This window comes from Psychrobacillus sp. FSL K6-2365 (assembly GCF_038003165.1).
Lineage (GTDB): Bacteria > Bacillota > Bacilli > Bacillales_A > Planococcaceae > Psychrobacillus > Psychrobacillus psychrodurans.
Genome location: NZ_JBBOOO010000001.1, coordinates 4,207,025 through 4,226,059 on the forward strand (window position 1 = coordinate 4,207,025; position 19,035 = coordinate 4,226,059).

The 19,035-nt window shown below is 36.5% G+C and carries 21 protein-coding genes; 9 read left to right on the forward strand and 12 right to left on the reverse strand.

What is annotated here, in order from left to right; all coding sequences use genetic code 11:
- The first annotated feature begins 55 nt into the window (after positions 1-55).
- Positions 56-760: a 23S rRNA pseudouridine(2604) synthase RluF gene (gene rluF, locus MKY29_RS21340; RefSeq protein WP_093495470.1), complete on the forward strand. Its 705-nt coding sequence runs from the start codon at positions 56-58 to the stop codon at positions 758-760.
- Between the two features lie 22 nt (positions 761-782).
- Positions 783-1,502 (forward strand): DUF6904 family protein, encoded by a 720-nt coding sequence (locus MKY29_RS21345; protein ID WP_340880695.1) that lies wholly within the window; start codon positions 783-785, stop codon positions 1,500-1,502.
- Between the two features lie 72 nt (positions 1,503-1,574).
- Here MKY29_RS21345 and MKY29_RS21350 read toward each other — a convergent pair.
- The 7 genes from MKY29_RS21350 to MKY29_RS21380 form a co-directional block, all read right to left on the reverse strand.
- Positions 1,575-2,908, reverse strand: a protein-coding gene (locus MKY29_RS21350; RefSeq protein ID WP_340879442.1) for an IS3 family transposase whose coding sequence is annotated in 2 segments (ribosomal slippage) — positions 1,575-2,521 and positions 2,521-2,908 — 1,335 coding nt in all. Because the reading frame shifts where the segments join, the coding sequence is not laid out codon by codon here.
- A gap of 119 nt (positions 2,909-3,027) precedes the next feature.
- Positions 3,028-4,569, reverse strand: coding sequence for a Mur ligase family protein (locus MKY29_RS21355; protein WP_340880696.1), 1,542 nt, complete (start codon positions 4,567-4,569; stop codon positions 3,028-3,030).
- Positions 4,570-4,931: 362 nt separating this feature from the next.
- A complete protein-coding gene (locus tag MKY29_RS21360; protein ID WP_445677886.1) occupies positions 4,932-5,225 on the reverse strand; it encodes a DUF6509 family protein in 294 nt (97 codons plus the stop codon).
- Between the two features lie 302 nt (positions 5,226-5,527).
- Positions 5,528-6,532: a serine hydrolase domain-containing protein gene (locus tag MKY29_RS21365; protein WP_340880698.1), complete on the reverse strand. Its 1,005-nt coding sequence runs from the start codon at positions 6,530-6,532 to the stop codon at positions 5,528-5,530.
- A 12-nt stretch (positions 6,533-6,544) separates the two neighbouring features.
- Positions 6,545-7,063, reverse strand: coding sequence for a DUF4825 domain-containing protein (locus tag MKY29_RS21370; RefSeq protein WP_093495475.1), 519 nt, complete (start codon positions 7,061-7,063; stop codon positions 6,545-6,547).
- Positions 7,064-7,220: 157 nt separating this feature from the next.
- Positions 7,221-7,874: a hypothetical protein gene (locus MKY29_RS21375; RefSeq protein WP_340880699.1), complete on the reverse strand. Its 654-nt coding sequence runs from the start codon at positions 7,872-7,874 to the stop codon at positions 7,221-7,223.
- 13 nt (positions 7,875-7,887) lie between these two features.
- A complete protein-coding gene (locus MKY29_RS21380) occupies positions 7,888-8,331 on the reverse strand; it encodes an ASCH domain-containing protein (RefSeq protein ID WP_093495477.1) in 444 nt (147 codons plus the stop codon).
- A 209-nt stretch (positions 8,332-8,540) separates the two neighbouring features.
- On the opposite strand from MKY29_RS21380, the gene MKY29_RS21385 reads away from it, so the two are divergent.
- The 6 genes from MKY29_RS21385 (at position 8,541) to MKY29_RS21410 (ending at position 13,888) form a co-directional block, all read left to right on the forward strand.
- Entirely contained in the window at positions 8,541-9,710 is a 1,170-nt protein-coding gene (locus MKY29_RS21385) for an alanyl-tRNA editing protein (protein ID WP_340880700.1), read from the forward strand.
- A 70-nt stretch (positions 9,711-9,780) separates the two neighbouring features.
- Positions 9,781-10,290 carry a hypothetical protein gene (locus MKY29_RS21390; protein ID WP_093495479.1) on the forward strand — a complete coding sequence of 170 codons (510 nt, stop codon included), beginning with the start codon at positions 9,781-9,783 and terminating at the stop codon, positions 10,288-10,290.
- A 172-nt stretch (positions 10,291-10,462) separates the two neighbouring features.
- Positions 10,463-10,858 carry a MarR family winged helix-turn-helix transcriptional regulator gene (locus MKY29_RS21395; protein ID WP_093495480.1) on the forward strand — a complete coding sequence of 132 codons (396 nt, stop codon included), beginning with the start codon at positions 10,463-10,465 and terminating at the stop codon, positions 10,856-10,858.
- Positions 10,859-10,978: 120 nt separating this feature from the next.
- The gene (locus MKY29_RS21400) at positions 10,979-12,148 is read left to right on the forward strand and encodes an MFS transporter (protein WP_340880701.1); all 1,170 of its coding nucleotides are present in this window, start codon (positions 10,979-10,981) and stop codon (positions 12,146-12,148) included.
- Between the two features lie 103 nt (positions 12,149-12,251).
- Positions 12,252-12,788 carry a superoxide dismutase family protein gene (locus MKY29_RS21405; RefSeq protein ID WP_340880702.1) on the forward strand — a complete coding sequence of 179 codons (537 nt, stop codon included), beginning with the start codon at positions 12,252-12,254 and terminating at the stop codon, positions 12,786-12,788.
- Between the two features lie 14 nt (positions 12,789-12,802).
- Positions 12,803-13,888: a CAP domain-containing protein gene (locus MKY29_RS21410; protein WP_340771176.1), complete on the forward strand. Its 1,086-nt coding sequence runs from the start codon at positions 12,803-12,805 to the stop codon at positions 13,886-13,888.
- A gap of 57 nt (positions 13,889-13,945) precedes the next feature.
- Here MKY29_RS21410 and MKY29_RS21415 read toward each other — a convergent pair whose 3' ends face one another.
- From MKY29_RS21415 to adh, 5 genes are read right to left on the reverse strand one after another with little or no spacing between them, the layout of a single operon-like run.
- Positions 13,946-14,620: a DNA alkylation repair protein gene (locus MKY29_RS21415; protein ID WP_445677887.1), complete on the reverse strand. Its 675-nt coding sequence runs from the start codon at positions 14,618-14,620 to the stop codon at positions 13,946-13,948.
- A complete protein-coding gene (gene nfsA, locus MKY29_RS21420; protein ID WP_340880704.1) occupies positions 14,617-15,348 on the reverse strand; it encodes an oxygen-insensitive NADPH nitroreductase in 732 nt (243 codons plus the stop codon). The genes MKY29_RS21415 and nfsA overlap by 4 nt, the downstream gene beginning before the upstream one ends.
- Complete coding sequence (locus MKY29_RS21425) at positions 15,302-15,454, reverse strand: hypothetical protein (protein WP_340880705.1); 153 nt, start codon at positions 15,452-15,454, stop codon at positions 15,302-15,304. Before MKY29_RS21425 ends, nfsA begins: the two co-directional genes overlap by 47 nt.
- Positions 15,455-15,459: 5 nt before the next feature.
- A complete protein-coding gene (locus MKY29_RS21430; RefSeq protein WP_093495485.1) occupies positions 15,460-15,816 on the reverse strand; it encodes a DUF779 domain-containing protein in 357 nt (118 codons plus the stop codon).
- A 57-nt stretch (positions 15,817-15,873) separates the two neighbouring features.
- Positions 15,874-17,394 (reverse strand): aldehyde dehydrogenase, encoded by a 1,521-nt coding sequence (adh, locus tag MKY29_RS21435; protein ID WP_090567596.1) that lies wholly within the window; start codon positions 17,392-17,394, stop codon positions 15,874-15,876.
- 434 nt (positions 17,395-17,828) lie between these two features.
- Here adh and MKY29_RS21440 point away from each other — a divergent pair, with 434 nt between their 5' ends.
- The gene (locus MKY29_RS21440) at positions 17,829-18,641 is read left to right on the forward strand and encodes a YitT family protein (protein WP_090567937.1); all 813 of its coding nucleotides are present in this window, start codon (positions 17,829-17,831) and stop codon (positions 18,639-18,641) included.
- Positions 18,642-19,035: the final 394 nt, after the last annotated feature.

Consider the following 19,035-nt stretch of genomic DNA (forward strand, 5'->3'; position numbering starts at 1 on the left):
AATTTAGTTTCAACTTTTGTTATAATTAATACAATAAGAAAAGTAGGTGTCTATAATGCGTATTAATAAGTTTCTAAGTGAAGCAGGGATCATTTCTAGACGAGGTGCGGACAAGTGGATCACTGATGGAAGAGTCATGATTAACGGGAAAATGGCAGAACTCGGCAGTAAAGTAGAAGCTGGAGATGATGTACGAGTAGATGGTGAGCAAATTGTTGTTGAACAACCACTTGTGTACCTAGTATTAAATAAACCTGTAGGAATAACTAGTACAACAGAAAGTCATATAAAAGGAAATATTATAGATTACGTAAACCATCCACTTCGTATCTTCCACATCGGTCGTTTAGACAAAGATTCTGATGGTTTAATATTACTAACAAATGATGGAGATATAGTAAATGAAATACTTCGTGCAGAAAACCGCCATGAGAAAGAGTATGTTGTGACAGTCAATGAGAAAATTACTGATACATTTATAGAGAATATGGCTACAGGAGTAAATATACTAGGTACCAAAACACTGCCTTGTAAAGTTAAAAAAATTGGACCAAAAACATTCAATATAATCTTAACCCAAGGTTTAAATCGTCAAATTCGAAGAATGTGTTCCGCTTTAGGTTTTACAGTGAAAAGACTACAACGAATTCGAATTATGAACATTTCGATCGAAAGTCTTCCTATTGGCGAATGGAGAGAACTTACACCTACTGAAAAAGCGCAACTATTTAAGACGCTTAACTATTCGCCAAAACGGTAATAGTACATCAGGAGGTGAAAATATGTTAGGTCTTAAAAATACCGAGAACTTAACTGGAGCACTTATAAGCGGTGATTATTGGGATTTAGATGAACTTTGTACTGCACTACATCGTTTAACAGGGAAAGAATCACGTTACCTCGATTGGCAAGGTGCTCGCATGCGTCTGCTAAGTATTATGCACGATCTAAGAAATGCTTACCAGGGAAACAGTAATGTAGAAAGTGTTGGCAATGGGTTGAAGAAAGATACGATGAAAAATCATGATTTTATCGCATCACAGAACAATATTTATTTTTCAACAGAGATACTATGGCCAGAGCTTATATTTACTTTAGTTGCAATCAACGATTTTATCAATCTTCACAAAAAATACGAACAGGCTACGGATTTAGAAATTCATATAGTGAATGCTCGTAAGTTTCAAGCACTTATTGCAGAGGGTCTGAAAGAGAATATGTCAGAAGAATCGTATACCTTTATTATGCAACAGGTGCTAAGCTCTAATGCAAATGCAGAAGAGTATGCCATTCAATACATCGACTTACTTAATATTTCCTATATCGATATGTCTAGGGACCGACGTATTCAGTCTTTTGAATCGATTGTACACAATATTGTCGTCCAATCGAAAGACTATAGTAGTTTTAAAAATAAAATTTTAACAGAGACAAACAAAACTAAAAGTACAATACATGACTTCCGTATGAACATAGAATATCCAGAGTATATTGAATGGTAGACTTATAGTTGTATAACAAAAAAGCAGTCCCAAAATAAACTGTACCCTTTGTAAAGGACATTTTGAAAAAGGTTAGGCAACTTGTTGAAGCTGCTGTCTGTATTTTGCAGGCGGCAGCTTTTTTAAATTCCATTGGCCTCTATAATAATTGTAATATATCATATAACACTTCACTTCTTGTTTTACTTCTTCTAATGTTTCGCATTCTTTTATATTTGTTTCATCTTTAAAATGCCCAAAGAATGATTCTTGTGGAGCATTGTCCCAACAGTTTCCACGGCGTGACATTGACTGTCCAAGATTCATCTTTTTCACTAATTTTTGATAGGTCGGATTTGTGTAATGAAATCCCTGATCCGAATGAATAAAGGCATCATTTCGAATATGTGAATGACGACGTCTTAATTGGTGAAGTGTATCTAATGCGATGTCTAATGTAATTTTATCTGAGACTTCATACGCTAAAATTTCATTCGTCTCTGCGTCTTTAATCGTGGATAAATAAGCACGCTTTCCGCTTCTGTAGTTTAAATATGTGATATCCGTTAATAACACTTTTCCAGCCAACCCTTGTTTAAAGTTGCGCTGCAATTCGTTCGGGCATGTGCGATGTTCTTTTGTTGCTTTCGCCATGCGGCGATAGGGATTCGCTTTTCGAATTGGACAAACAATCTCAAATTTCTTCATAATGCGGCGAATACGTTTTAAGTTATATGTAATCTGGTACTGGTTTTGGAGTGTCATTTTAATTTGGCGTGCTCCTTTTTTGCGTCCTCGGAAATGATACGCCTTTAAAATGATGTTTTTCACCACCTCGTCCGAACCGCCTTTAATTGCACGTTTTTGAATGGATTTTTCATCAAAGTAATTGTAGAAACCTGATCGAGATACATCCATTACCTCGCAAAGATAACTTACCATACGCTTTAACTCATACTTTTTAATAATCTGGTTAATGAGTTCGAATTTTAATTCTGGCGCAATTTTTATTTCTTCTTCACCATCTGCCTTTCGAGTAAATCGAGCTTTTTTAGGAGTTCGTTCTCTGCCTCAAGTAATCGAGTCTTCGCTTCTAATCGTGCATACTTTTCCTCGAGACTTAGTTCTCGTTCAAGTGGGCGACCAGAACTATATTTCCGAGAATCTTCTAACCCAGTAATTCCTTGGTTTTGGTATGCTGTTTTCCATCGAGCTGCCGCTTTATGAATGCGTGTCATCCCTATCATTTCGATATCAAATCCTGCATCTTCAAAAATTTCACGCGGAAACTTCCCAAATTCATTTTCAGTAATAAATAATCGTTTAAATTCATCTGTGTACGTAATCGCTTTATTGCTTACAGCTTTTACATATGGATTCTTTTTTAGTTCTTTTTGTTGGTTAGGTGTTAAATAATTTTTAGTCATAATTTATCGCTCCGAATACTGTTTTTTTCATTATAAACAAAAAGACCCTATAAGATGACCTTTTTTAAAGTGTCTATCTTATAGGGTACAGTTTAAAAATGGGACTGCTTTTCTTTACTTTATGAGTTTCCAGCAACTCGCTTTTCGAGCGGTTGGAATAGTTTCTTTTTATCAACATTTGGACGAATGACTTCTAGTTGCTCTAGTGCAAGTTTTGCACCATAATCCATTCCTTGGCAACCAGCTAATAACAGTAAGTCTCCATCTGCAACGTCGTATAGACTATGGTTAATCGCTTCCGGTAACTCCTCGTAAAGTTGAACTTCGATACCTGCTTCCTCCATAACTTCCTGGAATACTGCAAGCTCACTTTCCGAAACGATATCCTTTTGCGTCACATGGGAACGACTTAATGTAGTAATTACTTCATGGATACCAAGTTTTGGTGCCCATTTAGCAATGGTCTCTGCATTTTCTCTGTTCACCGTTACCCCACGATCACCGCGAATAGCATAGACAAGCTTGATACGTTTAAAGTCCATCTTTTCTAATGTACCTAACGTAATATCTATATTCCCACTGTTAGCAAAGTGGTCATCAATAATTTTAAAATCATCTTCAAAAATAATTTCAAAACGACGTTCTACCCCTACAAACTCCGCCAAACTCTTTTGGATAGTAGCAACTGGCACCTCACATAATAGCCCAATCACAATACTGACCATTGAATTATATACCGAGTGGAAACCAGGAGTAGAAAGTTCAACTGTAAAACTTTGCCGTGGTATAACGAGATCCTGTGTCACTAAATCCTGTCGAATTTCTACTGTAAACTTTGCTCTACCAGTTGATAGGTCTAAGTTTGTACAAATGACATCTGCAGATTGCTCTTCGACTCCAATGGTGATAACCTTCGCTTTTGTTCTATTCACAAGTGAAGCTGAATATGAATCATCTAAGTTCAAAATAGCAACTTTATCAGCACCAGCATTTCGAATAAGACTAGACTTATGATTAAAATAATTTTCAAAAGACGAGTGCAGATCAATATGCTCACGGCTAATATTATTTAGTGTAACAATATCAAAATCCACATAGCCTACGCGATTTAGTTCTAAAGCGGATGAGGAAACTTCCATTGTTGCATGACTTACATTTTCATCCACCATTTGTGCATAAAAACGTTGTAAATCTAGAGATTCTGGAGTTGTTAGTTCAGAAGGCTCTGCATAATCTCCTATTTTCACTACTACTGTTCCCATAAGCCCCGTTTTCAAGCCATGGTTTTCTAAAATTGCATTTGTCATAAATGAAGTTGACGTCTTTCCGTTAGTCGCTGTAATCCCAATCGTTTTCAACTTACGAGTAGGGTGATTATAGAAAGCATCAGCAAGTGTAGCAAGGGCCACTCGTCCATTCTCAACTTTATATTGAGGTACTTCAATACCATCAATAAATTCTTCTACTACTAAAGCAACTGCACCATTGCCAACAGCTTGTCCTGCAAATTGGTGTCCATCTACTTTAAAGCCTTTTATACATACAAACACCTGCCCTTTTTCCACTTTGCGCGAATTATAGGCAAGTCCCGTTATTTCAATAGGTCCAGCATTTTTAGTTTCTAAAACAGGTATATGCTTCATTAAATTTGTAATTTCCATCAAACAGCCACCTTTTATAGTAAATCTTCTCCATCAGTTTACCTCAATTACGATAAGAATTAAACTCATATAATATAGAGTCAATTTATAAATACTTGTATTAGTCAAAAACACGAATATTTACGCTATATAACATTTTTTTTACTTTTTAAAAGTCAATCCTGTTGATTGGAGCGGAGTGCGGCGACTCTAGAGGGAATAGCGCGAGCTGTGAGCCCCGTAGGAACGTACAACAGGAACCCAGCTGAGTGCACCACACCGGTTACTATAGTCTTCCCCAAGCTGTTCACACCGTAGTCGTCAACTTGTGGGCTTGTTATTAAAAACAAAAACCAAGAAGTACACGACTTCTCGGTTTTTGTTTATATAATGTCGTTATAATGCTCTTTACAAAATGCAAGAACTATTGCTTCTTCTTCCGCTTCTAAGCCGAAATCTAACACTTTACCGTTGCTTCGATTTAAAAAATGATATTGTACAATGCGTGCTTCGCTTTCTTCTATCACTAGAATCACACGTAAATCTAATGAATTACTCTCATCAAAAAGTTCATCATCTTCTGGCACTTCTATTCCAAGCAGAAATTCAAAGCGATCGCCTGTTATGATTCCTGTTGGATCGTTTAACTTATCAACCTCGTAGGATGTTATTTTCAAAAAGTCCACCTCCGTACCTATAGTTTATCATTTTTAATAGATAATAATCTAATTTCGTTATTATTGATATAATATGCTTAATACCCATAAACTAAGGAGTGGAAAAATGCGTCTAAATCCTGAAAAGTTAATTTATATTTTAGTTCCTTTATATCTTTTACTTTTAGTGTTCGGAAAAAATATAAATGAAGTAGTTTACTCTATACTTTCCTTTGTCTTGGGAATCTCTATGCTTTATTTGGCTCATAAACTCCTAAAAAAACAACGAAAAGAACGCAAATAGGATCAGTCCTGCTCAAATTTTAGCAGGATTTTTCCACTTCAAGTAACATTGCGTAAGCTCCTTTAGATTTGTTGGAACAGACAGCAAGTACTAAGTCACTAGAAGGATAGTAGGCTGAGTGAAAACTCACTCCTGGGTCATATCCCATAACATGGTATTTATAGACTTCTTTTTCTTGCTTCTCAATCCAAACCCCGTACCCATAATAACTATTCTCTTCTTCCTGAACATGTGGAGTCAGTAGTATGGTTTTATCTTTTAATAAATTACCTTGTATAAGAGCTTCCCAAAATAACACCATATCCTCAGCAGAGACAAATGCTCCGCCATCTGATCCACCCTGTATGGGAAGGGAATACATATTCGTTTTCCACTTTCCATCTTCGAAATCTATGTAACCAATTGCGGTTCTAGCAGGTAATGCATCTAATGCAAAATAACCTGAGTTCTTCATCCCTGCTTTATCCAAAATATTCTGCTGAACATATTCAGTAAATAGCATTCCACTTACTTTTTCTACGATCAAACCGAGAACTATATATCCCGCATTATTATAAGAAAACTTTTCTCCAGGTATAAACTTCTGCTGCTCCTGCTGAAATAAAGGTAAAAAATCATACAGTCGACGAATATGGTACATCGGAGTTTTTATCCATAACTCTTCAAAGTCATCCATTACTTCCTCATCAAAATAATCTGGAATACCTGAAGTATGCGTTAATAAATGATGGACTGTTACATCTTCATGGAAATGCGAAAAAGAGATATCTAATACATCTTTTAATAGGGTATCAAAACTCAATTTGCCTTCTTCCACCAGCTGCACAATCGCAACTGCAGTGAAAATTTTGCACCCCGAAGCAATACCAAAGCGAGTATCCTTCTCATTTAAAATGGTTTCCGCACGATTAGCGTATCCAAAACTAGACTGTACTTGCACCAATTCTCCTTGTTTGACAAGGATAGATCCTGAAAATTGATTTTCCGTTTGAATATTTTCTAATTGATTCGTTAAATTACTCATAACAAAACACCCCTATTTTGTATATTGGTCTATCCAATTGGTCGTTGTATTTTTCATTAGCGGTTGTTGAACTTTCTCTTTAAATACAGCAGGATCTATTAAGATATCAAAGTCTGATCCAAACCATCGTTCCACGTTCTCCCTTGTTACCGAATAGGATTGGTCTGAAAAACGCATATTAATTACTTCTAGATTCTTTATCAAAACAAAAGCTGCCGTTGAATTGTATATAACAGACTTCTCATCGCTACTAGTATTGTATTTTACAATGAATGTGAATGTATCTGGTTCCAGTTCTACTATATCTCTGTGATTAGAAAGAGGAAGATTATTAAATAGATTTGTGATATTAGAATTATTACCCATATATTCATTTTCGTAGGCAAGGACTTTTTTAAAGTTATGAGTCTCTACAGAGAGTTGTTCCACATCTTCCTGCTCTACTTGTTTCTGATTATTGCTTAGCACATAAACTACACCTAGCAATAATATTAAAGCAATTGCAATAACTAATCCGATTGTCTTCTGCAAATATTTCACCCCTGACACTTACTAACTAATTAGACTTACACGATTAATCAGAACTTATCCATATTCTTTATCTACTAAAAGCTCTTCAGCAAGTTACCCACATGTGGATAACTTGCTGGAAGAATCTATATTCTTACAGCTGTGGATTAAATTTTACTCATTGTATCCTTAATCTACCTTCGACGTTCACTTGAATTGTTTTTCCATCTTCTAGCACAATTTCTAATGGAGAAGTTTCACTGACTTTTTTAGAAAAATACCATCGCCGCTTTGGAGGAACTAATAAAATAAACGTATCTTTTTTTCCTAAAAAGTTTAACTCATCAGGTTCAATTTGGAAATGACCTGAAATAGGAATACCAATTTCTTGAAGCTTCTCTCCTGCTTCTTCTACAAATGGAGTAGTAATACTTACCTCACTTAGGTTTAAAAATGACTCAATGCTGAAGTCACTCCATTTATCTACATTTCGTCTAGCAATAAGTTCAATGACGTTCCCTGCAGGATCCTCAAAGTAAAATGCATCTGCTTCAAATCGAGCATAATATATTTCATCAACTGCTGCTTCTCTATTTAGTATTATTCTTTCTTTTGCCCAATGCTTCGCAAGTGTAAACTGATTACCCGGTATATTAATAGCCAAATGATACGAATTCTGTAATTCGGAATGCCGAAAAATAAGCGTCGTAGTTCCAATAGATATTTGAAAATGTTCGTCTGTTGATGCTTCTATAGGAATTTCTAAAACATTTCCATAGAACCCTCGCAATTGTTTTAATTGATTCGTATATAGTGATACCTTCTTAAACATGTTTTCCCCTCCATTACTTAACGTCTATAAGTTCAAAACGCTCGCAAACAAGTAGCATGTCTTCTGAAAATACCCTACCTACACCCTTTAACTCATTTGTGAAAAATTCGATATGTACCTTCCGCCAATGTTCGTAGGAGCGATCCCCTTCTCCTTCCGCATAAGCAAAGTCCGAGGGTACTTCGTTCATAGGCATTATTTTCACGTCAGACGTCCGTATTATACATACAGGTTCATCCTTACTATTAAGCACAACACTATAATCATCCACCTTTGGAAGTGGCTCTTTCTCTAATTCATAAAGTAGATGTAACGAGCATGTAGCGGATTTTACTCCATTCTTTACTAGCTGAGCCAGTTCATCTGGGATTCCACCAAACTGCCAAGAAGTTACCGATAATGGTGTTTCTTTTCCTTTCCAATAAGTATCCCAATACTTTTGCGCTAATTTATTCATATATAAAACCTCATTCAACTTTTATTTTTTCGTTAAATTCAGTATATTAAACTATTTCCATAATTACTATTGCAACTTGGTGGATTTATACGTACAACGTATGCTATAACAATAACACTGCAACTAATTGATCATGATTTCAGTATAATTGTATGTATTTTACTTCAATAGAACGCTCGAACTATCCACTTACAAAGGAGCTCATACAAATGACGAATAAACTCTATTATGATGATTCTAGAATTCAATCCTTTCAAGCGAAAGTAATAGAACAACAAGCTGATTACGTTGTACTTTCCGAGACCGCCTTTTACCCTACTGGAGGTGGACAGCCGCATGATCTCGGTCTATTAAACGGTATCGAAGTGACAAATGTAGAAGTAATAAACGGTGAAATAAGACATTTTCTTACTTATCCTTTACCTGAAAATACCACGGATGTAAATGGGCAGATTAACTGGGAGCGACGTTTCGATCATATGCAGCAGCATGCTGGACAGCATATTCTATCAGCAGCCTTTGAACAATTATATGGATACCAAACGATTAGCTTTCATCTTGGGAAAGATACAGTCACGATTGACTTAAATATCACAGAAGTGTCCGAACAACAATTAACGGAAGCGGAACAACTTGCAAATCAAATCATTCTCGAAGATCGTCTTATTAAGACAAAATGGGTAATGGAAGAGGAATTATCCAATTATAATCTACGTAAAGAGACATCTTTAAAAGAAAATATTAGACTCGTCATAATTCCCGACTTCGATTACAATGCGTGTGGTGGAACTCATCCAACATCAACAGCACAAGTACGTGCCATTAAAATTCTGCAAACAGAGAGACAGAAGAAGATTGTTCGAGTGGAATTTATTTGTGGAGAAAGGATTCTTACGCATTTACATAGAAAGCATAAGGTACTAACAAACTTAGTTAGCACATTAAGTACTCCTGAAGATAAAATAATGAATGCAACAAAAAATCTCTTAGAGCAAAATTCAAGACTCGCAAAACAAGTAGCAGATTTATCAAATTCTCTTTTAACATATGAAGCACAAGAGTTAAGAGAAAATGCTGATGGAAATACAATCACTTGCATATTTGAAAATAGATCCATGCAGGAGCTTCAAAAACTTGCAAAATTAGTAATTAATGAAATGCCAAACACAATATGTATTTTGGTTTCAAATAATGAGGACAAATTACAAATCATTGCTGTAAAAGGAAACTATATAGAACAAAGTATGAAAGAGTTAATTGCGCTTGTCCTTCCATATATCAATGGAAAAGGTGGTGGTAATGAGCAAATGGCTCAAGGTGGGGGAGAGAAGATTTTAACAAGTGAGCAATTAATCGAAAAGGTAATATCCTATATCTGATAGGCACCGTTCCACAAATATCCTCCTTACATATACTAAGTTGATTACTTTATGAAAGGAGGATTTAACAATGAACAATCAATTTCCTTTTCCACAAGATTCAGGAGGTCCTCAAGGTTTCCCTTCAATTGAAGGTCAACAATTTGGAAATCAACGGTTTCCTGGAAGCATGATGCCTCCATTCGGACAACAACAGTTTCCTGGGAATATGTTCCCCCCATTCGGGCAACAGGGGCCATCATTTCCTCCTAGCTTTCCGCCAGGTGGACAACAGGGACCATCATTTCCTCCTAGTTTTCCACCTGGTGGGCAACAAGGTGGGCAACAAGGAGCTCCAACTAGTCCCCCACCTTCTTTCGTTCCACAAAGACAAAGCGTTGGAGTATTTGCTGTAGACCCTGGTTCTATTCGTGGATGTTTGTTCCGCAATACGTATGTATGGTTGAATAACGGCAATGCATTTTGGCTTTACCCAACTCATGTTGGAAGAAGATCCATTGCAGGATTTAGATGGAACGGATTCATGTGGACTTTTTACGGAACCGACTTAGAGAGAATTTCCTCTTTTCAATGTTTTTAATACGGTGAATCTACCGAGCATATTGCTCGGTTTTTTTATTTTAGGAATTTTAAAAACCATGGTATTTGTCATATGACACATGTATATACTCTTTACAAATGTTATCATACAAAGTAAGATATACTTAGCTAGCTAAATAAAATCCATTTACATTAAAGGAGTGCTACAGTCGATGAATCCACTTATTCACGAGCTTTTTCAAAGATCTCGTTTTTTAACACAGGAAGCTAATCATACATTAAAAAAGTTTAACTTGTTCACTTCTCAGTGGTCAGTTCTTTACTGTATACAACGACATAAAGAAATGACATTGACACAAATTTGGAAATACTTAAACGTGGAAGCACCTACTATTACAAGAACTGTAAATAGATTAGCTGAGCTTGGCTGGATCGAAATCTGCTCTGGTAAAGATAAACGAGAGAAAATTGTAAAACTGTCGGAACATGCATTACAGCAGTACCCTGCTATCAAAACAGCTATGATGGAATTTGAAGATCAAATGGTCGCAGGTTTATCCAAAGAAGAAGAAGTTCAGTTGTTTGAACTCCTAAAAAAAATTAGATAAATTAAAATTTCCATTAGGTGGTTTTCACGGCCAGTTCTTTCCAGTGTTCGCTTGGGGTTGAGCCTTGTAGCGGGAGTATTACTGCCCATCTAAAACGATATAGCCAGGAGGAATATTACCTTGAAACATAAAGAGCCTATTTGGACGAAAGCTTTTCTTAGTTTGTTTACTACAAACTTTTCTATTTTCATTATTTTTTACGGACTCGTATCCGCACTTCCACTTTACGCCACTGATGTACTGTCGCGTTCAGACGAAGATGCGGGTTTATTAATGACTATCTTTTTAATTTCCGCAATTGTTACACGACCTTTTTCTGGCAAGATCTTAGAACTATTTGGAAAACGAAAGGTATTATGGCTAACTTTGTTCCTGTATCTAATATGTACAGGGCTTTATTATTTTATTGAACCTTTTGAAGCTTTATTAGTACTTCGGTTTGTACAAGGTATTTTCTTTAGTATCGCCACTACGGCGAGTGGTTCGATGGCTGCGGATAATATCCCTATTTCTAGACGTGGTGCTGGACTTGGTTATTTTACTATGTCAACAAATTTAGCGGTTGTTGTCGGTCCGTTAATTGCTTTGACACTCATGCAAAACTTCTCATATGATGCGATGTTTTTATCCTTAACGGTTTTACTACTAATTGGTTCTATTGCTGCATTATTGATACCTGCAGATAACAAGTCCAGAGCTACCGTTCCTAGATCGAAGTTAACGTGGAATGATCTTTTTGAAAAAAAGGCATTACCTGTTGCTTTAATAGCCAGTTTAGTTGCTTTTTCTTATGCTAGTGTACTTTCTTACCTATCTATTTACTCCCAAGAAAAAGGTGTACTTCACTTAACTAGTAGCTTTTTTGCTGTCTTTGCTATTGTGATGTTAGCGACACGACCATTTACAGGTCGAATCTTCGATGAAAAGGGACCAAAATATATTGTTATTCCAGGGCTTGTCTCGTTCATGATCGGACTTGCCTTACTTGCTTTTATGAACTCCCCACTCCTTTTCTTACTCTCTGGTGCATTTATCGGCCTAGGTTATGGTGCTGTAGTTCCGAGTTTTCAAACACTTGCAATTCAGTCCACGAAGCATGAACGTAGTGGATACGCTACGGCAACATTTTTCACGCTTTTTGATACTGGTCTAGCTATAGGTTCTTACATTTTAGGACTTATCGCCACTCGACTTGGTTATCAAAATTTATATCTCTTCTCTATTATTTCTCTCATTATTGCACTGGTTCTGTTTATTGTAAGAGTAAAAAAAGTACAACGTCCTGTATAACATAGAGGGTGTACCCTTTATTAGTTAGTTTTTAATCTATGTATATAAAAGCCCTTATTTTGGTAATACTGGAACCATTAAAGTATTTCAAGGAGGACAATACATGAGAAAGCAAATCGTAATTCCATTATTTATAGCAGTCACGGCACTAGGAGGGTGTAATTTCCCTTCTGCAGACGCTGACCTAAAAGATGCAGTGCAGGTTTCATTATTGAATACAGAAGGTAAAGAAGTAGGGAAAGCCACTTTGTCCGAGCATTCCAAAGGAGTGCATATATTATTAAAAGCAGAGGGTCTTACTCCTGGCATTAAAGCAATTCATTTCCATGAAAAGGCAAGCTGCGAAAAACCTACTTTTGAATCCGCGGGTGCTCACTTTAATCCAACTGGAAAAGAGCACGGGTTTGAAAATGCAAAAGGCTATCATTTAGGAGACTTACCAAACATTGAAGTTGGAGAAGATGGTACAGTAGAGTTAGAAACTGTATCTCCGGCGGTTGTTTTGACTGCAGGAAAAAGTAACTCATTATTAGATGCGGATGGAAGTGCCCTTGTTATTCATGAAAATGCGGATGATTATAAAACGGATCCTTCCGGAAATTCTGGTGGAAGAATTGTATGCGGGGAAATTAGCAAGTAGTTTGGAGGTTTAACATGAGAAAAATAGGCTGGTTACTACTTTTTGTTATAGCGCTATTCTTTACTAGACCATTATGGGAAGAGTACACAGTAGAATACGTTGATCTGGCATTTCTAAACCCCGTGGACGACTGGATTGATTCATTGGAAGTAGAACAATATTTGGATGAAGTAAAAGCATATTGGATGCAGGCAAAAGATGAACCAGCCTCACATATTGCAGCATCAGATCAAAAAACTTTACCAGGTACTGGAATTGAGTTAGACGAAATAAAAATAGGGATGAAAAAAAGTGAGATTGAGAAAATTCATGGTAATGCTAAACGAGTTAGTCTTAATGAATATAGTTTAGTATGGCATACCTATCATGAAAACTATCAAAACTTTATGATGGTTTCCTATGATAGTAACAACCGGGTAAATGCCATGTTTACCAATCAGCCTTCTGAATCTTCTTTTTTAGGTCTACAAATGAATAGTACTAGGGAAGAAGTACTCTCACAATTGGATGAGCCTATTAAGAAACTAAAAAAAGGGAATATCATCTACCTCCTACCTGATGCAGGTGAATATGATTTGTTCTTAATTGATAATAACTATGTAACTTTTTTCTATGATCTCCATGAAGATAATACAATAACAGCCATTCAAGTAGTCGAAAAATCTGTAGAAAAAAATCATAAATCTACTTTTGGGGTACCATCGGACGAACTGAAGAAAGGATTTGAATTTCAGCTTTTTGATCTTACGAATGCTGCTCGAGTAGTTCATGGTCTTTCTGTTCTATCTTACGATGAGAGTGTGAGCAACACCGCTCGAAAACATAGTGAGGATATGGCAATTCATAACTATTTTAGTCATGAAAATCTAGAAGGAAAATCTCCATTTAATCGATTAGAGGAAGATGGACTGAGTTTCTCTTATGCTGGAGAAAATCTAGCATATGGACAAACTAGTAGTATTTTTGCTCATGAGGGATTGATGAATTCATTGGGACATCGGAAAAATATTTTAAGTGTTCATTACCAAAATCTTGGTGTCGGCACCGCTTTTGATAAAAAATCGACTCCTTACTACACAGAAAACTTTTTCACAAACTAAGAGGTTGTCTCTAAGTCAGTGTTCACTGATTTTTAGGGACAACCTCTTTTTGTTTACTCATTTAAAATGTTTTAACGCTTCTCTCTTACTTAAGGGAGCAAGTGTATGACTTCCAACAAATTCTTGCACTACTTGGGGACTTGTTTTAGCATATTCCCTCAATACCCAGCCGATGGATTTTTGAAGAAAGAATTCTTTTGATTCTGCATGACGTTGAATGGTCGCAAATAATAACTCTTCATTTGTTTTGTCCTTGTATTTTAACTGATGTAAAATAGATGCTCTATTCGTCCACCTATTCGAGGACTTGGCCCACTCGACCATCACGGCTTCTCCTTCCATTCTGTTTGCCAGGACAATATCCCCTACTATTTTAGGAGCGATAGAATCTACACTATCCCACCAAGATTTCATTTCAATGAGTTTTAGACAAAACAGTAGATCCTTTACAGCTAACTGTTTTTTATAATTGGATAATAATTCAATTGCTATGTAATGATATTCTCGTTCTTCTAACTGGAACAATCCCCATACTTCCTTTTCCATATCTTCATACGGTGGAAGTTCCATTTCATTAGTCATTGCTTTAAAAAGCTGTCGACGTTCTGGTGTTTTAATCCCAAGAAAGGGGAAGTAATTTTTCATATACTTGGCCATGGGTAGTGCAATTTTATCATTTCGTTTAGGCTCCATATAACCTTTAACTTGCTCTATTGTCCACTCTTTTTTCACTTGAGAGTAAATCCTTTACTCGCCAAAAATTCTGCCATATGAGGTCTTCTAGGCGTCTCCAGGAATTCAGCCATCGACTTAGTCCAATTTGCTGTTTTCTGATTGGAGCCACGACTTTTATAATAGTCTTCCATTGTTTGATCATACTCAGGTAATAACACTTCATATTTGGCACTATTATAGTTATTTTCATGTAATACTGCAGTCACTGGCAAACGAGGTTTGACCTCATTTTGCTGATCTGGAATACCAAGAGTTATAGCAAATAGAGGGAATACTCCCGTTGGCAATTCAAACAATTGACTAATTGCTGCTGGTTCGTTACGTACTCCTCCTATATAACAAATACCAAAACCTTTTGCTTCTGCTGCAATGACTAAATTTTGCGCAAAAAGAGCAACATCAACTGCTCCTACTAACACATTCTCAGTTGTATCTATAACAATATCTGTTTGCTGTAATTTACCTGCCACCTGTAAGCGGTGAAAATCAGCACATAATAATAATGCCGCTCCAGCAGTTTCAAATTGCTTAGGGTTTCTAGACAATCTACCAAGCTCTTCCTTTTTTTGTTTATCATTTACCCATATAACACTATATGCTTGGACAAAATGAGAACTAGCAGCATGTTGCGCCGTCTCCACAAGCTCAGAAACTTCCTCTTTAGTTAACATGTAATTTTTATATTTTCTGACTGACGAATGCTTTCTTAATAACTCTTGAACCAAGGTTAGAACCCTCTTTCATCGTAAGATTACATATAGTATAACCGATGCTTTCATCTGGACGAAATGAAAAGCGAAGTAGAGCCATTAGCCCTTTACTTCGCTTCATTAATATTATTCTTGTAATTGTTTGTTCTCTTCTGATGTAAATGCTCGGGATCTCGTTAAAAATCGTTTGCCTTCCACACCTTCTAAAGAAAACATTCCTCCCCGACCATCCACTACATCTATAATCAGCTGTGTATGCTTCCAATAATCAAACTGGCTTTTGTGCATATAAAATGGAACATCACCTATTTTACCAAGAAGTACATCTTGGTCTCCAACGATTAAATCACCATCCGTATAACACATAGGAGAAGAACCATCGCAGCACCCTCCTGATTGATGAAACATAAGAGGTCCGTGCTTACCTTTTAATAGTTCAATGAGTTCTAGTGCAGCGTCTGTAGCAATTACACGTTCAACCATCTACACTCTTCCTTTCTTTTTTCCGCATTATCGGAGGCAGATGAAAGGTTTACTTTATCAAAAGAATCCTTGCTTATTTTCACTATAGCTTACAAGAAGGTTTTTCGTTTGTTGGTAGTGGTTAAGCATCATCAGATGGTTTTCACGACCAATACCAGACATCTTGTATCCACCAAATGCAGCATGTGCTGGATACTGATGATAACAGTTTGTCCATACACGACCAGCTTGAATTTTACGTCCGAATTGATAAGCGGTGTTCATATTACGCGTCCAAATACCGGACCCTAAACCATATAGTGTATCATTAGCAATTTCTAATGCTTCTTCTTTTGTTTTAAACGTTGTTACTGAAACGACTGGTCCAAAAATTTCTTCTTGGAATATACGCATTTTGTTATTTCCTTTGAAGACAGTTGGTTTAATATAGTAACCTTCTGCCAATACTCCGTCTAATTTGTTTTGCTCTCCGCCGATTAAACACTCTGCTCCTTCTTGCTTTCCAATATCTAAGTATGAAAGGATTTTTTCCATTTGTTCATTGGAGGCTTGGGCACCCATCATAACAGTTGAATCCAATGGATTCCCTATTTTAATAGCTTCTACACGCGCAATTACTCGTTCAATGAATTTATCATAGATAGATTCTTGAATCAGAACACGTGACGGACAGGTACATACTTCCCCTTGGTTCAATGCGAACATAACGAATCCTTCAACAGCTTTATCTAAAAATGCATCATCTTCATCCATAATGTCTTCGAAGAAAATATTTGGTGATTTTCCTCCAAGCTCTAATGTCACCGGTATTAAGTTTTGAGAAGCATATTGCATGATTAAACGACCAGTCGTTGTTTCACCAGTAAATGCAATTTTACTAATACGCGGACTAGATGCTAAGGGTTTCCCTGCCTCTAAACCGAAACCATTTACAATATTCACAACTCCAGGAGGCAAAAGATCTCCAATTAGCTCCATTAGTACTAAAATAGACGCCGGTGTTTGCTCTGCCGGCTTCAAGACCACGCAATTACCTGCTGCAAGTGCTGGTGCCAGCTTCCAAACAGCCATTAGAATCGGGAAATTCCAAGGTATGATTTGTCCTACTACCCCTAGTGGTTCATGGAAATGATACGCTACTGTATCGTTATCAATTTGACTTAAGCCGCCTTCTTGTGCACGAATGGCACCTGCAAAATAACGAAAATGATCAATAGCGAGCGGAATATCGGCATTTAAAGTTTCTCTAACTGCTTTTCCGTTATCCCACGTTTCAGCTACTGCTAGTAATTCTAAGTTTTCTTCTATTCTATTTGCAATTTTATTTAATATATTTGCTCTTTCAGCAACTGAAGTGGAACCCCACGCATCTTTTGCTGCATGAGCTGCATCTAAAGCATGCTCAATATCTTCTGAAGTGGAACGAGCAACTTGTGTAAATACTTTACCTGTAACTGGGGTAACATTTTCAAAGTATTGTCCTTTTACCGGGGGTGTCCACTCGCCATTAATATAGTTTTCATACTTGTCCTTAAATGAAACCTTCGAGCCTTCTGTATTCGGAAATGCATAAACCATTTTCTATTTCCTCCCCTTCATATCTATTTAGCACATTCCATATCGTATGCTAGATTCGTTTTATGTATGCGCTTTCAAAACTATTAAAATAAAAAATAGTCTTCGTTTCATTTTGACAGACTATACAAAATATTTCAACAATAATAATTTACTGAGAAAATTTATTTTATACTGTTGTTACTGGACAATTTGCAACGTTTTCATAGCCTGCTACTTGTGTTCATAATGATTTATTTGCGGAATAGGAACTTTACTATTCTCTCTTTCTTACAAAGCTTTCCTACTTTCTATATACAGAATTTTTCTATAAACTAAGTATAGGATTACTTTTAGAAAAGAGGAGATTAACATTGAGTGATTTAGCGAGTGAATTGAAACCTGTCAAAACCCCTCACCGTAGCACCCCCAAGAAAGTCGTATTCGTACGTTTACTCATGATTGCCATAGGAGCTATATTAATGGCTATTGGATTAGAATTATTTCTAGTTCCTAATCAGATATTGGACGGTGGCGTTGTAGGCGTATCCATCATCCTGTACCACTTAACTGGAGTCCGTTTAGGGATCTTTATATTTGTCCTGAACATTCCATTCTTTTTCCTCGGATATAAACAAATAGGAAAAACCTTTGCATTATCTACACTATTCGGTATTACCATACTATCGATATGCACTTCTTTCTTACATAATATTGATGCTATTACTCCTGATTTATTACTTGCCACTGTTTTTGGTGGTATTGTTTTAGGCACGGGCGTTGGGCTAGTTATTCGTTATGGAGGCTCTTTAGACGGTTCCGAAATTCTTGCAATTTTATTTAATAAGGCTACCCCATTTTCAGTTGGGGAGATCATCATGATTATAAATCTGGTCATCTTTACAATTGCTGGGTTTGTCTTTACGTGGGAACAAGCAATGTATTCGTTTTTAGCTTATTTTATAGCCTTTAAAACAATAGATATTGTCATTCAAGGGTTAGATGAGTCAAAATCAGTCTATATCATTAGTGAAAAGATAGAAGATATCGGTGATGCTATTATGGATCGTTTAGGACGTGGTGTAACCTATTTACATGGTGAAGGTGCTTTTACTGGAGAAAACAAAAAAGTTATCTTTACAGTCATTACACGATTAGAAGAGGCAAAATTAAAGTCTATCGTAGAAGAAATAGATGACCATGCATTTTTAGCAGTCGGCAATATCGCCGAGGTGCGTGGTGGTCGCTTTAAAAAGAAGGATATACATTAAGAAAAACTGAGCTAAACGACATGCCCGTCCCTTTAAGGTCAAAATCTGTTTCTATCGTTTTCGAAGGGCCTTGGACTATTACCGAGTGAATTTTTGTGGTATTGGTTGTGACGTCCGTCACAACCAATACCACTTTTTTCGGTAATCTTATCTTATGGCGTTTTTCTGTCCGTCACCCTTCTATAACTCTTAGAAAGAGGTTATTACGTTTTTGGATAACTAGAGAAAAGAGACTTTCCAATTGATAGAGCAAGCTCACGAAGATGCAATTTCGTGAGCTATTTCACTTCTATATAGTAAACACTTATTATTTCTCTTTATTTCCACTAGTATAAAAGAAAATCTACTTTCTCCATAGCCTTACAGAACAGTGTCCCTAGAGATGGTGAATCGG

What these genes read in the sequence shown, in the direction of transcription:
- rluF (WP_093495470.1), top strand. Translation starts at nt 56, where the DNA reads ATGCGTATTAATAAGTTTCTAAGTGAAGCAGGGATCATTTCTAGACGA.
- MKY29_RS21345 (WP_340880695.1), top strand. Translation starts at nt 783, where the DNA reads ATGTTAGGTCTTAAAAATACCGAGAACTTAACTGGAGCACTTATAAGC.
- MKY29_RS21355 (WP_340880696.1), bottom strand. Translation starts at nt 4,569, where the DNA reads ATGGAAATTACAAATTTAATGAAGCATATACCTGTTTTAGAAACTAAA.
- MKY29_RS21365 (WP_340880698.1), bottom strand. Translation starts at nt 6,532, where the DNA reads ATGAGTAATTTAACGAATCAATTAGAAAATATTCAAACGGAAAATCAA.
- MKY29_RS21375 (WP_340880699.1), bottom strand. Translation starts at nt 7,874, where the DNA reads ATGTTTAAGAAGGTATCACTATATACGAATCAATTAAAACAATTGCGA.
- MKY29_RS21380 (WP_093495477.1), bottom strand. Translation starts at nt 8,331, where the DNA reads ATGAATAAATTAGCGCAAAAGTATTGGGATACTTATTGGAAAGGAAAA.
- MKY29_RS21385 (WP_340880700.1), top strand. Translation starts at nt 8,541, where the DNA reads ATGACGAATAAACTCTATTATGATGATTCTAGAATTCAATCCTTTCAA.
- MKY29_RS21390 (WP_093495479.1), top strand. Translation starts at nt 9,781, where the DNA reads ATGAACAATCAATTTCCTTTTCCACAAGATTCAGGAGGTCCTCAAGGT.
- MKY29_RS21395 (WP_093495480.1), top strand. Translation starts at nt 10,463, where the DNA reads ATGAATCCACTTATTCACGAGCTTTTTCAAAGATCTCGTTTTTTAACA.
- MKY29_RS21405 (WP_340880702.1), top strand. Translation starts at nt 12,252, where the DNA reads ATGAGAAAGCAAATCGTAATTCCATTATTTATAGCAGTCACGGCACTA.
- MKY29_RS21410 (WP_340771176.1), top strand. Translation starts at nt 12,803, where the DNA reads ATGAGAAAAATAGGCTGGTTACTACTTTTTGTTATAGCGCTATTCTTT.
- MKY29_RS21425 (WP_340880705.1), bottom strand. Translation starts at nt 15,454, where the DNA reads ATGAAGCGAAGTAAAGGGCTAATGGCTCTACTTCGCTTTTCATTTCGT.
- MKY29_RS21430 (WP_093495485.1), bottom strand. Translation starts at nt 15,816, where the DNA reads ATGGTTGAACGTGTAATTGCTACAGACGCTGCACTAGAACTCATTGAA.
- adh (WP_090567596.1), bottom strand. Translation starts at nt 17,394, where the DNA reads ATGGTTTATGCATTTCCGAATACAGAAGGCTCGAAGGTTTCATTTAAG.
- MKY29_RS21440 (WP_090567937.1), top strand. Translation starts at nt 17,829, where the DNA reads ATGATTGCCATAGGAGCTATATTAATGGCTATTGGATTAGAATTATTT.